The following is a 13869-nucleotide window of genomic DNA, read 5'->3' as shown; positions in this document are numbered from 1 at the left end:
AAGTGAACAAATTTGTGCGCATCATGCCACCGGCAAATTGATTGTCAATCCAGCAATAATGGGGGGTGAGCGGGGTTTTGGCGGGGACGATTTGAAAAACTTATCCTGCTAATAAGTGACCGGGGTCACGTAAATTGTATCTCCCTGTTTTTGATGCGATATAGCGAAAAGCAGGCCAAAATGAGCAATGAAAAATTTCATGGATCTTCAGGTGAGATTTTCTTATCCGAAACATGAAAAAGCGCGCCCGCAGACGCGCTTATAACGCAATGAAATGTTAACTCGCTATCGCCACACCAACCGTCATATGCAGCCCGTAGAACACGCCCCGACCCATTAGCTCGCCCGCAAGCACAAACGCCATCGCCAGCGTCAACAGCCCAACGCCAGGACGATATCCTTTCAGCTGCGGCGCAATCCAGCAGGCCAGAGCAAGGACCAGCAGAACCATCCGCCATGCCATCAGCGAGCCGTACTCCGGCACCAGCGCAGAAGCCTGCTGAATGGAGCTGTGCAGCGTTGCCAGCTCCATCCCCTGCATCAGCACAACAACCATGCTGACCAGCAGCGCCAGCAGCGTGATGACCGGCAGGATACGCATCCCCCAGCCGCTAACGCCTGCCGCACGCAGCAGCAGGTAGCCAAGCAGCGGGCCGCCGATAAACATCGTCAGGAAGAAGTTCATCGGCGTCCAGACGCTAAACCAGGTCGGTACCGTATCGATTAAATACACCCGGCTCATCATCCAGACAAATACCACGCCCAGAATCATAGTCACCACGGCCCAGGCCTTGCTGAGCGCCTGGGGCATTTTGCCGAGTACGGTCAACAGCCACCAGAAACCGCCGACGGCAAAGAATACCGAGCCGCTGGCAATTTCATTACTCAATGCCGAACTGCCGAGGCGATTCAGGGAGTTGAAGGCGCGCAGCGGCGAGCCTAAGTGTAGTATCGAGGCGATGAAACCGACGCCCATCAGGATCCAGAGCACCACCATCATCAGCTCGGCGCGCCTGCGGAGCGCCCTGTCGTTCACGCCGTACAGCAATGCCAGCGCCATAACGATAAACCCGCCGGCAACGCACTGGCCCAGTACCGTAAAGACCATCAGCGGCCATTCATGCCATCCGTTTCCCATCTCACACCTCCTTCGGGTTGGCCAGATAACCGCTGGTATCCCCACTCGGGCGGCTGTTGGCGTTAGGTTTAATCACGATATTTGGTTTTGTGAAGTGCGATGCAGGCAGCGGAGCAATAGCGGCCTGAGTGCCGTATTTTTTACGTAATTCATCGACAGGCGCTAAGTCCAGCGCCCGTAGCGGGCAAGACTCAACGCAAATCGGTTTTTTGCCTTCGGCAACGCGCTCATAGCAGCCGTCGCACTTGGTCATATGCCCTTTCTCTTCGTTGTACTGAGGCGCACCGTACGGACACGCCATATGGCAGTAGCGGCAGCCGATACAAACGTCTTCGTTCACCACCACGAAGCCATCTTCGCGCTTATGCATCGCGCCGCTTGGGCAGACCTTGGTACAGGCCGGATCTTCACAATGGTTACAGGAGATAGAAAGGTAGTAGGCGAAGACATCCTGATGGAATACGCCGTTATCTTCCTGCCAGTTGCCACCCGCATACTCATAAATGCGACGATAGCTCACTTCCGGGGTCAGGTTCTTAAAATCCTTACACGCCAGTTCGCAGGTTTTACAGCCGGTGCAGCGACTGGAGTCGATATAAAAGCCATATTGGGTTGTCATTTACTGCTCCTTACGCCTTTTCAACCTGGACCAGGTTACTGTGGGATGGATTGCCTTTTGCCAGCGGTGACGGGCGCTGCGTCGTTAGCACGTTAATGCTGCCCGCTCTGTCCACTTTGTTGGCATCCGGGCTGTACCAGGCCCCTTCTCCCAGGGCGACAACGCCAGGAATGATGCGTGGCGTGACTTTTGCGCTAATACGCACCTCTCCGCGATCGTTGAAAATACGCACCTCATCACCATTGGTGATGCCACGCTGTTTTGCATCAAGCGGGTTAATCCACATCTCCTGGCGGCAGGCGGCCTTCAGCACGTCGACGTTACCGTACGTTGAGTGGGCGCGGGCTTTATAGTGGAAGCCCGTCATCTGCAGCGGCCATTTCTCCGCCAACGGATCGCCAACGTTCTCGAAGCCGGCGCTATACACCGGCAGAGGATCGATAACATCACCTTCCGGCAGTTCCCAGGTGGCAGCAATCTCAGCCAGCTGCGCGGAGTAGATTTCAATCTTGCCGGACGGCGTAGTTAACGGATTCGCGTGCGGATCTCCGCGGAAGGCTTTGTAGGCTACGTGGTGCCCTTCCGGGTCGCGTTTTTTGAACATTCCCTGTTTGCGGAACTCTTCAAAACTCGGCAATTCTGGAATCGCCTCCTGAGACTGAGCGTAAAGGTGACGCATCCAACCTTCCTGAGTTCGTCCTTCGGTAAACTGTGGCTCCACACCCATGCGCTTCGCCAGCTCAGTGGTCATCTCATAGATGGTCTTGCATTCAAAACGCGGCTTGATCGCCTGTTCGGCGAAAATCACGTAAGACATGTTGCCGCAGGAGGCATCAAGGCAGAAATCCATCTGCTCGGAAGCGGTGCAGTCCGGCAAAAGAATGTCGGCGTATTTCGCAGAGGACGTCATGTGGTTGTCGATAACCACAATCATCTCGCACTTCTTGTCATCCTGCAGAATGTCGTGGGTGCGGTTGATCTGGGAATGCTGGTTGATCAGGCAGTTACCGGCATAATTCCAGACCATTTTGATTGGCACAGCCAGTTTATCTTTGCCGCGCACACCGTCCCGGATAGCGGTCATCTCCGCACCACGCTCGATGGCATCGGTCCACATAAACATTGAGATACTGGTCTGAACCGGATTGTCCAGCGTTGGCATACGAACAAACGGCAGATCGTAAGAGCCTTCACGTGCCCCGCTGTTGCCCCCGTGAATGCCGACGTTGCCGGTCAGAATGGAAAGCATGGCGATGGCCCGGGAAACCAGCTCGCCGTTGGAGTGACGCTGCGGCCCCCAACCCTGGCTGATAAAGGCCGGTTTAGCGCTGCCAATCTCTCTTGCAAGCTTGATAATGCGGTCGACCGGGATCCCGGTTATCTGCGAAGCCCACTCCGGCGTTTTAGCAACGCCATCTGCCCCCTGACCAAGAATGTAAGCCTTATAATGCCCGTTGCGTGGTGCGTCCGTCGGCAGCGTTTTTTCATCATAGCCCACGCAGTATTTATCGAGGAAAGCCTGGTCTACGAGGTCTTCGCTTATCATCACCCACGCCAGCGCGGAGATCAGCGCCGCATCGGTGCCTGGGCGAATAGGGATCCACTCATCTTCACGCCCTGCGCCTGTATCGGTATAGCGCGGGTCGATAATAATCATTCGCGCATTGGATTTTTGACGAGCCTGTTCGAGATAATAGGTTACCCCACCGCCGCTCATGCGCGTTTCGCCAGGATTATTGCCGAACAGCACCACCAGCTTGCTGTTTTCAATATCAGACGGGCTATTCCCGTCCGCCCAGCCACCGTAGGTGTAGTTCAGACCCGCCGCGATCTGCGCCGTGGAATAGTCACCATAGTGGTTGAGATAACCACCGCAGCAATTCATCAGGCGGGCAATCAGCGTGGAGCCCGGTGGCCAGGAGCGCGTCATAGTTCCGCCCAGCGTACCCGTACCGTAGTTCAGGTAGATAGCTTCATTGCCATACTCTTTGATGATGCCTTTCATGCTGTTGGCGATAGTATCAAACGCCTCGTCCCAGCTGATGCGCTCAAACTTCCCTTCGCCGCGCGCACCTACGCGCTTCATCGGGTACTTGAGGCGATCGGCATTGTAGACGCGTCGGCGCATTGAACGACCACGCAGGCAGGCACGAACCTGATGCAAACCTTCGTAATCATCATCACCGGTGTTATCGGTTTCGACGTATTTAATTTCGCCATCTACCACGTGCATACGCAGTGGGCAGCGGCTACCGCAGTTTACCGTACAGGCACTCCAGACCACTTTCTCATCGCCGCCGGGATGAACGGGCTGGGCGGCAAAAGCGAGTCTGGAAAAGGGAAGCGAGAAGGCGCTAGTTGCAGCAGCTAAACCACCGATTGCCGTGGTTTGGACCAGCTTACGACGGCTGACCTCTGCCGCGAGGATCGCGTTAGGGGTTTTATCAGTCATAGTGACCTACTTGTTTTGCTCACAGTTAAAATAAGCTGACAGCGGCGACGCGGGTTGAGAGCCCACATACCGCTGCGCAGTTAAAGTTGAAAGGGGTGTCCGGTTAATATTTTTTGGAGGATTGACCTGGCCGCGTCACGCCTTGTGAATCACGGTCGTCAAATGATGATTAGGTTAAAGTTTTAATTGAACAATCATCACCCGCTTTCCGGGGTGCAATAATACTTCTTTGGGAGTAGGGGTTATTGTCTGGTGTCAAGAAAGGCGGTGTTGGCGAAAAGCCGCTGACTTAGGGCATAAAAAAAGCGCCCTGAGGCGCTTTTTCGGTGGGTTACAAACGGTGGATTAACCGATGTATTCCAGGCCATTCATGTACGGACGCAGCGCTTCCGGCACCTGAATACGGCCATCGGCCTGCTGGTAGTTTTCCAGCACCGCGACCAGGGTACGGCCAACCGCCAGACCGGAACCGTTCAGAGTGTGAACCAGGCGAGTTTTCTTGTCTGCCTTACTGCGGCAGCGTGCCTGTAAACGACGCGCCTGGAAATCCCACATGTTTGAACAGGAAGAGATTTCACGGTAGGTATTCTGCGCGGGTAACCAGACTTCCAGATCGTAGGTTTTAGCCGAACCAAAACCGATATCACCGCTGCACAGCAGCACCTTACGATATGGCAGGCCCAGCAGCCGAAGCACTTTTTCAGCGTGGCCGGTCAACTCTTCCAGCGCGTCCATTGAGTCTTCCGGGCGAACGATCTGCACCATCTCAACTTTATCGAACTGATGCTGACGGATCAGACCACGGGTATCGCGACCATAAGAACCCGCTTCGGAACGGAAGCACGGCGTATGCGCGGTAAGCTTCAGTGGAAGGGATTCATCGTCGATAATTTCATCGCGAACCAGGTTGGTCAGCGGCACTTCCGCGGTTGGGATCAGCGCATAGTTGCTGCTGTCAGCTTCTTCTTCCAGCGGACGAGTATGGAACAGGTCACCGCCAAATTTAGGCAATTGGCCAGTACCGTACAGCGTGTCCTGGTTAACCAGGTACGGGACATAGTTTTCCATGTAACCGTGCTGCTCGGTGTGCAGATCCAGCATGAACTGGGTCAGCGCACGATGCATACGCGCCACCTGCCCCTGCATCACCACAAAGCGGGAACCGGTCAGTTTAACGGCAGCAGCGAAGTCGAGGCCTTTTGCCATTTCGCCCAGGGTTACGTGGTCGCGCACTTCAAAATCAAACTTGCGCGGCTCGCCCCAGCGGCTAATTTCAACATTTTCGCTGTCGTCTTTGCCCAACGGCACGCAGTCATCGGGAATGTTTGGCAGGGTCAGCGAGATATCGCGAATTTCCACCAGCAGAGAATCAAGCTCGTTTTTCGCTGCATCCAGCTCTTCGCCCAGCTGGTTAACCTGCAGGCGCAGCGGCTCAATGTCTTCTCCGCGCGCTTTCGCCTGGCCGATGGATTTCGATCGCGAGTTACGTTCAGCCTGCAGATTTTCCGTTTTGACCTGCAGTACTTTACGACGCTCTTCAAGAGAGCGCAGCGTTTCTACATCCAGCTTAAAGCCCCGGCGTGCCAGTTTTTCAGCGACTGCGTCTGGCTCTGTACGCAGCAGATTGGGATCGAGCATGCTTATCCTGTGCTTATCGAATTGAATTTATAGGAAGTGCGGCCACAGCCTGCGGCCGCTTTGATAGTCTTGCTAACCTTACCGCAACGCCTGCATTAGCGGTAGCGTTTTGTGGGGCTTTTCTGATCCTGCTCGGTAAGCCAGGCTAGCTTTTCGCCAATCTTGCCTTCCAGGCCTCTGCTGGTCGGCCGGTAGTAGCGAGTTTGTGCCATTTCAGGCGGAAAGTACTCTTCCCCGGCTGCGTAGGCGTTGGGCTCATCGTGAGCGTAACGGTATTCCTGGCCATAGCCCATTTCTTTCATCAGCTTCGTTGGGGCATTGCGCAGATGAACGGGAACGTCATAATCCGGGCGCTCACGCGCATCCGCCATTGCGGCTTTGAATGCGGTGTAGACAGCGTTGCTTTTCGGGGCACAGGCAAGATAAACGATCGCCTGAGCAATGGCTCTCTCCCCTTCTGCTGGCCCAACGCGGGTAAAGCAATCCCATGCGGCAATCGCCACCTGCATCCCTCTTGGGTCAGCATTGCCGACGTCTTCAGACGCGATAGCCAGCAGGCGCCGTGCGACGTAAAGTGGGTCACCGCCTGCGCTAATAATGCGTGCGTACCAGTAAAGGGCGGCGTCTGGCGAGGAGCCACGAATAGATTTATGCACCGCCGAAATAAGGTCATAAAAACGGTCGCCTTTATTATCAAAGCGAGCGCTGCGTTCGCCGGCAATCTCCGTCAAAAGTTGGGTCTGCAAAACACGATTTCCGCTGGCGTCTGTCTCGGCCATGTCCGCCATCATTTCCAGCGTATTCAGCGCCCGACGCGCATCACCATTCACCAGTTCGGCAATCGCTTTTCGCGTCTCGTCCGGCAACATAATATTTTGCCCACCGTAGCCCCGATCTTTATCACTCATCGCCTGATCGAGCACCTGCTCGATATCCACAACGGTCAGTGATTTCAACAGGTAAACGCGAGCACGGGAAAGCAGCGCCGAGTTCAGTTCAAATGAAGGGTTTTCGGTTGTAGCGCCAATAAAGGTGATGGTGCCGTCTTCAATGTGCGGCAGGAAGGCATCCTGCTGGCTTTTGTTGAAGCGATGAACTTCGTCCACAAACAGGATGGTACGCCGTCCTGCATTGCGGTTTTGCCGCGCGCGCTCGATGGCTTCGCGGATCTCTTTTACACCTGAGGTCACCGCGGAAATACGCTCGACGTCCGCGTTGGCATAGCGGGCGATCACTTCGGCCAGGGTCGTTTTGCCGGTTCCCGGCGGCCCCCAGAGGATCATGGAATGCAGATGGCCTGCTTCAATGGCCCGGGGCAGCGGTTTTCCGGCAGCCAGAAGATGCTGCTGCCCGATGTACTGCGCCAGATTTTCTGGCCGCATACGCGCGGCCAGCGGCTGGAAGGTATTATCTGAAAAATCGAGCGACAGATTGCTCACTCAAGCCTCTATTTACGTTGGTCGTCCACCGTGACGCCTTTTGGCGGGGTGAACGTAAACTTACCGGCATCCACGGCACCGTTTTGCTGAGCCTTCAAAGTATAGCTGCTACGCTGGTCGTCCTGTTCCACCGCGCTGAACTGGTGGATTGTGCCATCGCGGCCCACGTTAATGGTGAACTGCTTCAGGTTACCCGAGCTGCTTTTTGGCGTCAGCACAAAGTCATCGCCGCTTTGCTTGATATTGTACTGTTTCCAGTCGCTGGATTGGTTACGTGCAATCAGCATAAACGGCGTATTGCTGGTGGCATCTTTCAGCCACGTCGCCGTGACCTGCTCAACAAATGGGTTGTAGAACCACAGACTTTTACCGTCGGAAACCAGAATACTTTCATCCGGCTGAGTCATATGCCAGTTAAACAGATTAGGGCGTTTAACCCACAGGTCCCCCTGCCCTTCCTGCACCGCCGCACCGCTGCCGTCAGTGACTTTTTGCGTGAAGCTGGCGTGGAAGCTCCCGACTTTATCAAGGCGACCCTGCAGATCACCGGCGGCGTCAGCCCAGGCTCCGGTCGCGGTCATTGCGGTTAACAGCGCACAGGCAATTACGACTTTTTTCATTATTTTCCCTCTGGATTCATTGACCACCTGACGATGGCGCTCTGCTGCTCACTGTAGAGGAGTCTCTGACTCCCGCAACAGAAGAATAAGCTGATTTTCCGGTAATTTACCCATCTTTGCAAAAAGAGCCGCGTGTGCGGCTCTTTTTCATTTAACGATGAGGCGCCAGCCCATTCACTCAAACTGCGGTGGCGCGAGGACTTCACGGTTACCATTATGTCCCTGCGGACTGACGATCCCCTGGGCTTCCATCTGCTCAACAATCCTCGCCGCACGGTTATAGCCGATGCGGAACTGGCGCTGCACGCCGGAGATGGACGCTTTACGTTTCTCAACCACAAAAGCGACCGCCTGGTCGAACAGCGGATCAAGCTCTTCATCTCCATCCATTCCACCGCCGCTGCCGTCGCCGCTGCCTTCATCATCGGTAATACCGGTAATGTATTGCGGGCGACCACGCGCTTTCCAGTCCTGAACCACGGCATGAACTTCTTCATCGCGAACAAAGGCACCGTGCACGCGAATCGGCGTCGTGGAGTTCGGCGCAGAATAAAGCATATCCCCCATACCGAGCAGTGATTCCGCACCGCCCTGGTCAAGGATGGTACGCGAGTCAATTTTACTCGACACCGTAAACGCGATACGGGTTGGGATATTGGCTTTAATCAGGCCGGTAATGACATCAACCGATGGGCGCTGCGTTGCCAGAACGAGGTGAATACCGGCCGCACGTGCTTTCTGTGCGAGACGAGCAATCAGCTCTTCAACTTTTTTGCCCACCGTCATCATCAAGTCGGCAAACTCATCCACCAGCACCACGATATACGGCAGTTTTTCCAGCATCGGATGCGTGGCATCCATGCTGTCACCCGGTTTCCAGAAAGGATCCGGGATCGGACGGCCCATACGTTCAGCTTCCAGCACACGCTCGTTGTAACCCGCAAGGTTACGCACGCCAAGCGCGGACATCAGCTTATAGCGGCGCTCCATCTCGTTCACGCTCCAGCGCAGGGCATTCGCGGCATCCTTCATGTCCGTCACCACTTCGGTCAGCAGATGCGGGATCCCTTCGTACACCGACAGCTCAAGCATTTTCGGGTCAATCATGATGAAGCGAACTTCTTCCGGCGTCGCCTTATATAGCATGCTGATGATCATGGCGTTAACACCAACCGACTTACCGGAACCCGTCGTACCCGCCACCAGCAGGTGAGGCATCTTCGCCAGATCGGCAACCACCGGCTCGCCGCCGATGTCTTTACCCAGAACCACGGTCAACGGCGAGCCGTTGTCGCGGAATTTAGCGCAGTCGAGGACTTCACGCAGGTAAACGGTCTGGCGTTTCTTATTTGGCAGCTCAAGGCCGACGTAAGGTTTGCCCGGAATGACCTCAACCACGCGGACGGCTACGGTCGACAGAGAACGCGCCAGGTCACGGGAAAGGTTCGAAATACGTGCAGCCTTCACGCCAGGCGCCAGATCCAACTCGAAACGTGTGATGACCGGACCCGGAGAGTAATCCACTACGTCCGCTTTAATACGGTAGTCCGCCAGGCGTGCTTCCACCAGTCGCGCCATCTGCTCCATCGCAAAGGTATCTACCGGCTCAACCTCGGTTGGAGGCGACGTCAGCAGATCCAGTGACGGCAGCGGCGTGGTAGGTTTCTGAAGCGGGCGATCGTCGCCGTTACGCATCAGGAACGGGTGAATCAGGCTCTCTTTTGGCTCAGGTGCTGCCGGTGGGGCCACGGGCTGGGGTTGGGGAACTTGAGCATACTGTGCAGGCTGAGCAACATGTTGGCTATTTTGCGTCGGCTGCGGCGCAGGCTCAAAGCTCGGCGTGAACAGTGGTTCGCTCGGGCTGTCCTCAACCAGTTCTTTTAGCGATGACTGGAAATCAAAATCATCCAGCGAGAACGGCGCGGTATTTTGCTGTGGCCGAGCGGCGTAGCGCTGCTGCTGCGCAGCAAACTGACGCGCAAGCTCGACTTCTTCCGCCTCTGCCTGCTCTTCTTCCGACCAGCTTTCGTCTTCGTACTCTTCGCCATAGCGCTGTTGTTGCTGGGCGGCAAACTGGCGGGCCAGCTCATGCTGCTGCAGCGCATCGTTATCATCGCCGTAATCGTCGTCAGGCAGCTGACTCTCCGCCAGCCTGGCCTGCTCTTCGGCCATACGCTGAGAAGGCAGTTTTATCCCGTAGGAAGCCAGTTCACGGCGAGTCGGCACCCGCACCCGGTTAGGACGCGGCAGCTGCGGACCAATCCCCTCTTTTACCTGAGGACGTGGCGCATCACTGGCGATGCTGAATACCGGTGAAAATGCCGCCGCCCCAGCCACCGCTTTTGCTGCCTGTTGCATACCCGATGCAGTTTGCGTCACGTCCGCCGCAGGTATTTCTGGCGACGTCAACGGCGCTGCAACCGGTGCTGCAGTTGGTTCAATCGACTCCGGCGTCACTGGTTTTACAGGCGCATAGTTATAGGGGTCGGGCTTCGGCTCATTAACGGGCTGATACCATGCTGCCAGCTGTTCACGTTCGCGGGCACGCTTCTGTTCCACTTCTTCAAAGTGGTACATCGGTGGACGCACGTATTTTACTTCTTCTGGCGGTTCTGGCTGAGCGTCAATGACGGGTTCAACTTCCGGCACAACCGGTTCGGACCAATGATGGCTACTTTCATGCGGAATCTGCTGCTGAACGCTTGCCGGATGTGGCGACGTGTAATGCTCAGGAGAAGGGGCAATCACCGGTTCCGGCGTGACGGTAGTCGGTGCGGGTTCCCAGGCTATCGCGGGCGCAGCAGGCTCAGCTTCGGCAAGCGGAGCTGGCGTCGAGACCGAAGGCATAGGAGCAACCGGCGGCACTGGCGCCGCCCAGGGTTGATTAGCCGTCGTCGCTGCAACAGCGGCGGCAACCGGTTCAACGGCGGAGTGCCCGCTGAACAGCGGATCGTACTCCTGCTCTTCCGGTAATGTCGCCTTATGACCCGAGAACAGCACGTCGTTCGGATCGGTCTCTACACCGCGCGCGCTGAACAATACGTCGTCTTCAGCATCATCCATTCGCTTACCGGAGAACAATGCTGCATCTGTTTTGCGGCCGTTAGGATTAGCAAACTTCTGCGACAGGCGCTGCTTACGTGCAAGCGCACCGCGTAAAATACGCGCCCGACGGGATTCACGCTTCTCGGTAGAAACGTGCTGCTGTTCGTCTTCATGATGCTCTTCTTCGTACTCGTCCTCATCCTGCCAGGTGTTATCCCGGCGCGTCCGGTTGCTGGCAAAAGTCAGGACCGTGAGCACCGCGCTACCGAGCTTCTCAGCGATACTGACCCATGACCAACCGGTAAACAGCGTGAGGCCAGCGGCCCAAACGCAGAGCAGCGCAATCGTGCCCCCGCTGCTGTTGAGCAACGGCATCATGGCGGTACTCAGCAAGCTGCCCAGCACGCCGCCTGAGGCGAAGTACCAAATATCATCCGCATTGATGGCCGCCAGCCCGCATGAGGTCAGCACCATAGCAAGAACGCCAATAAGGCGTAGCGAAACGGCAAAATAATCGATGAACTCTTCACTGTCGCGCTGGCGCCAGGTAAACCAACAGCCGCCGATAATGATCACCGGAATGGTGTAGGCCATGACGCCAAAAATGAAGAACAGCGTATCCGCAAACCACGCTCCCGGCGTCCCCCCCAAATTATGGATAGGTTCATGCCACGCAGTTTGAGACCAGCTAGGGTCTGATGGGTTAAAACTTAACAAGGCAACCATCAAATAGATGGCAAATAAGGCAACAAGAATCAGCAACGCCTCGAGTAAACGGCGCCCGCTGCTTAGTTTCCGCAATGTTACTTCTTTATCTTCGGTATATTCCTGGCTCAAGAAAGGCTCTCCAGGTCCTTAAACTCTATGGAGACAACAGCACCGGCGGCTTGCCGGAGCTGTTGCTGTATGGATTCCCAGGAGTGTAACCAAAATACGCCAATTTTGCACCTGGCCCGTATTAACGGGTCTTAATGACCAAACGGTTACTCTGTTTGACCTCTTCCATGACCACATAAGTACGGGTGTCGTTAACGCCCGGCAGACGCAGCAGGGTCTCGCCTAAGAGTTTACGGTACGCCGACATATCCGGTACGCGTGTTTTCAACAGGTAGTCGAAATCACCGGATACGAGATGACACTCTTGAATTTCTTCAAGTTTTTGTACTGCGGCGTTAAATTGCTCAAACACATCCGGGGCGCCACGATTCAGAGTAATCTCAACAAACACCAGCAGCGAGGCATCCAGATAATGCGGGTTTAACAGCGCCGTATAGCCCTGAATAAAACCCTGACGTTCAAGACGACGTACGCGCTCAAGGCACGGCGTCGGTGAAAGCCCAACACGCTTGGAAAGCTCAACGTTAGAAATGCGCCCATCTTTTTGCAATTCGTTGAGAATATTACGATCGATACGGTCGAGATCTTTGCCCGGGCGCTTCTTGCTATCTACCATTATTATTGTCTCTCTCTATTCCTTCCTTCACCTGCCATAACCCTGGTAACGTCAATGTTCAGAGTGTACGTGAGAAGACCGATGCCTTTCGGCTGCTATCGACATCACGCATAGCGTCTGTCCACGTCATGCGTAAATTTCAATAACTCGGTAAATTTGCATCAGGTTTGCGCGAGAGCACGCGGCTTCCACATCACCAAATGTTTTTCTTCCTCGAATGTTTTCGCAAATGCTTAGGGGATTGTCAAAGCAAAACATCTATTTTTAGTGGAACGTGCCAGATATTCCTATTGGCTGATGATTATTCATCATTTTCGCCCCGTGATTACCACTCTATTACAATGATTATTTATGCATATAGCTGGTGATATTCATGGGGCTTATAGGCAGCAACGATGGCACACATCGTTAACAACATTGCAGCGCCCTTTTTTTAATGCAACGAATTCCCTACAATCAGCCTCATTGTCTGTAAACGTTCAATGAGGATCTCATGGGCACAGCTAAACACAGTAAGCTGCTTATTCTTGGCTCCGGCCCTGCGGGCTACACCGCAGCGGTCTATGCTGCACGCGCCAACTTAAAACCGGTCTTAATTACCGGTATGGAAAAAGGCGGTCAGCTGACCACCACTACCGAAGTCGAAAACTGGCCTGGCGATCCTAACGACCTGACCGGTCCATTACTGATGGAACGCATGCACGAGCATGCGGCCAAGTTCGAAACCGAAATTCTCTTCGACCACATCACCAGCGTCGATTTGCAGAACCGTCCGTTCCGCCTGGTGGGTGACAGCGGCGAGTACACCTGTGATGCGCTGATTATCGCGACCGGTGCCTCTGCGCGTTACCTGGGACTGCCTTCTGAAGAGGCGTTTAAAGGCCGCGGCGTTTCTGCCTGCGCCACCTGCGATGGTTTCTTCTATCGCAACCAGAAGGTTGCGGTCATCGGCGGCGGTAACACCGCGGTTGAAGAAGCACTGTACCTGGCGAACATCGCTTCGGAAGTGCATCTGATCCACCGCCGCGACAGCTTCCGTGCAGAAAAAATCCTGATTAACCGCCTGATGGATAAAGTGCAGAATGGCAACATCGTGCTGCACACCCATCGTACGCTTGAAGAAGTGACCGGCGATCAGATGGGCGTCAGCGGTCTTCGCCTGCGCGATACACAAAACACCGACATTACCGAAGAGCTGGAAGTTGCCGGCCTGTTTGTGGCCATCGGCCACAGCCCGAACACCGCGATTTTCAACGGTCAGCTGGCGCTGGAGAACGGCTACATCAAGGTGCAGTCCGGTATTCACGGCAACGCAACGCAAACCAGCATCCCTGGCGTCTTTGCCGCTGGCGACGTGATGGATCATATCTATCGCCAGGCCATCACTTCCGCTGGCACTGGCTGTATGGCCGCGCTGGACGCCGAGCGTTATCTCGACGGCCTGGCCGAACAGTGTAAATAAATT

The 13869-nt window shown here is 55.2% G+C and carries 9 protein-coding genes; 1 reads left to right on the top strand and 8 read right to left on the bottom strand.

Annotated elements, in window-relative coordinates; translation table 11 throughout:
- Window positions 1-277: 277 nt before the first annotated feature.
- The 8 genes from VGM55_RS01120 to lrp all read right to left on the bottom strand — a co-directional run bounded on the left by VGM55_RS01120 (window position 278) and on the right by lrp (window position 12404).
- The gene (locus VGM55_RS01120) at window positions 278-1138 is read right to left on the bottom strand and encodes a dimethyl sulfoxide reductase anchor subunit family protein (RefSeq protein ID WP_154185003.1); all 861 of its coding nucleotides are present in this window, start codon (window positions 1136-1138) and stop codon (window positions 278-280) included.
- 1 nt (window position 1139) lies between these two features.
- Window positions 1140-1757 carry a DMSO/selenate family reductase complex B subunit gene (locus VGM55_RS01115; RefSeq protein ID WP_154185004.1) on the bottom strand — a complete coding sequence of 206 codons (618 nt, stop codon included), beginning with the start codon at window positions 1755-1757 and terminating at the stop codon, window positions 1140-1142.
- A 10-nt stretch (window positions 1758-1767) separates the two neighbouring features.
- Entirely contained in the window at window positions 1768-4209 is a 2442-nt protein-coding gene (dmsA, locus tag VGM55_RS01110) for a dimethylsulfoxide reductase subunit A (RefSeq protein ID WP_154185005.1), read from the bottom strand.
- Window positions 4210-4554: 345 nt separating this feature from the next.
- On the bottom strand, window positions 4555-5847 hold the full coding sequence (gene serS / locus VGM55_RS01105; protein ID WP_154185006.1) for a serine--tRNA ligase: 1293 nt from the start codon (window positions 5845-5847) through the stop codon (window positions 4555-4557).
- Between the two features lie 95 nt (window positions 5848-5942).
- Window positions 5943-7286 carry a replication-associated recombination protein A gene (locus VGM55_RS01100; protein ID WP_331634325.1) on the bottom strand — a complete coding sequence of 448 codons (1344 nt, stop codon included), beginning with the start codon at window positions 7284-7286 and terminating at the stop codon, window positions 5943-5945.
- Between the two features lie 8 nt (window positions 7287-7294).
- Complete coding sequence (gene lolA / locus VGM55_RS01095) at window positions 7295-7906, bottom strand: outer membrane lipoprotein chaperone LolA (protein WP_154185007.1); 612 nt, start codon at window positions 7904-7906, stop codon at window positions 7295-7297.
- 174 nt (window positions 7907-8080) lie between these two features.
- A complete protein-coding gene (locus tag VGM55_RS01090) occupies window positions 8081-11788 on the bottom strand; it encodes a DNA translocase FtsK 4TM domain-containing protein (RefSeq protein ID WP_331634323.1) in 3708 nt (1235 codons plus the stop codon).
- Between the two features lie 121 nt (window positions 11789-11909).
- Window positions 11910-12404, bottom strand: coding sequence for a leucine-responsive transcriptional regulator Lrp (lrp, locus tag VGM55_RS01085; protein ID WP_000228469.1), 495 nt, complete (start codon window positions 12402-12404; stop codon window positions 11910-11912).
- Window positions 12405-12897: 493 nt separating this feature from the next.
- Between lrp and trxB the strand changes: the two genes are divergently transcribed.
- Window positions 12898-13866 (top strand): thioredoxin-disulfide reductase, encoded by a 969-nt coding sequence (gene trxB / locus VGM55_RS01080; protein WP_154185009.1) that lies wholly within the window; start codon window positions 12898-12900, stop codon window positions 13864-13866.
- Window positions 13867-13869: the final 3 nt, after the last annotated feature.

Source organism: Cedecea sp., assembly GCF_036500665.1.
In the GTDB taxonomy this organism is placed as follows: Bacteria; Pseudomonadota; Gammaproteobacteria; order Enterobacterales; family Enterobacteriaceae; genus Cedecea.
The sequence above is the reverse complement of the archived record's forward strand: the minus strand, read 5'-3'. Positions and strand labels throughout refer to the sequence as shown.

Coding starts and splice junctions, on each gene's coding strand:
- serS (WP_154185006.1), bottom strand. CDS start 5,847: ATGCTCGATCCCAATCTGCTGCGTACAGAGCCAGACGCAGTCGCTGAA.
- VGM55_RS01115 (WP_154185004.1), bottom strand. CDS start 1,757: ATGACAACCCAATATGGCTTTTATATCGACTCCAGTCGCTGCACCGGC.
- lrp (WP_000228469.1), bottom strand. CDS start 12,404: ATGGTAGATAGCAAGAAGCGCCCGGGCAAAGATCTCGACCGTATCGAT.
- dmsA (WP_154185005.1), bottom strand. CDS start 4,209: ATGACTGATAAAACCCCTAACGCGATCCTCGCGGCAGAGGTCAGCCGT.
- trxB (WP_154185009.1), top strand. CDS start 12,898: ATGGGCACAGCTAAACACAGTAAGCTGCTTATTCTTGGCTCCGGCCCT.
- VGM55_RS01120 (WP_154185003.1), bottom strand. CDS start 1,138: ATGGGAAACGGATGGCATGAATGGCCGCTGATGGTCTTTACGGTACTG.
- lolA (WP_154185007.1), bottom strand. CDS start 7,906: ATGAAAAAAGTCGTAATTGCCTGTGCGCTGTTAACCGCAATGACCGCG.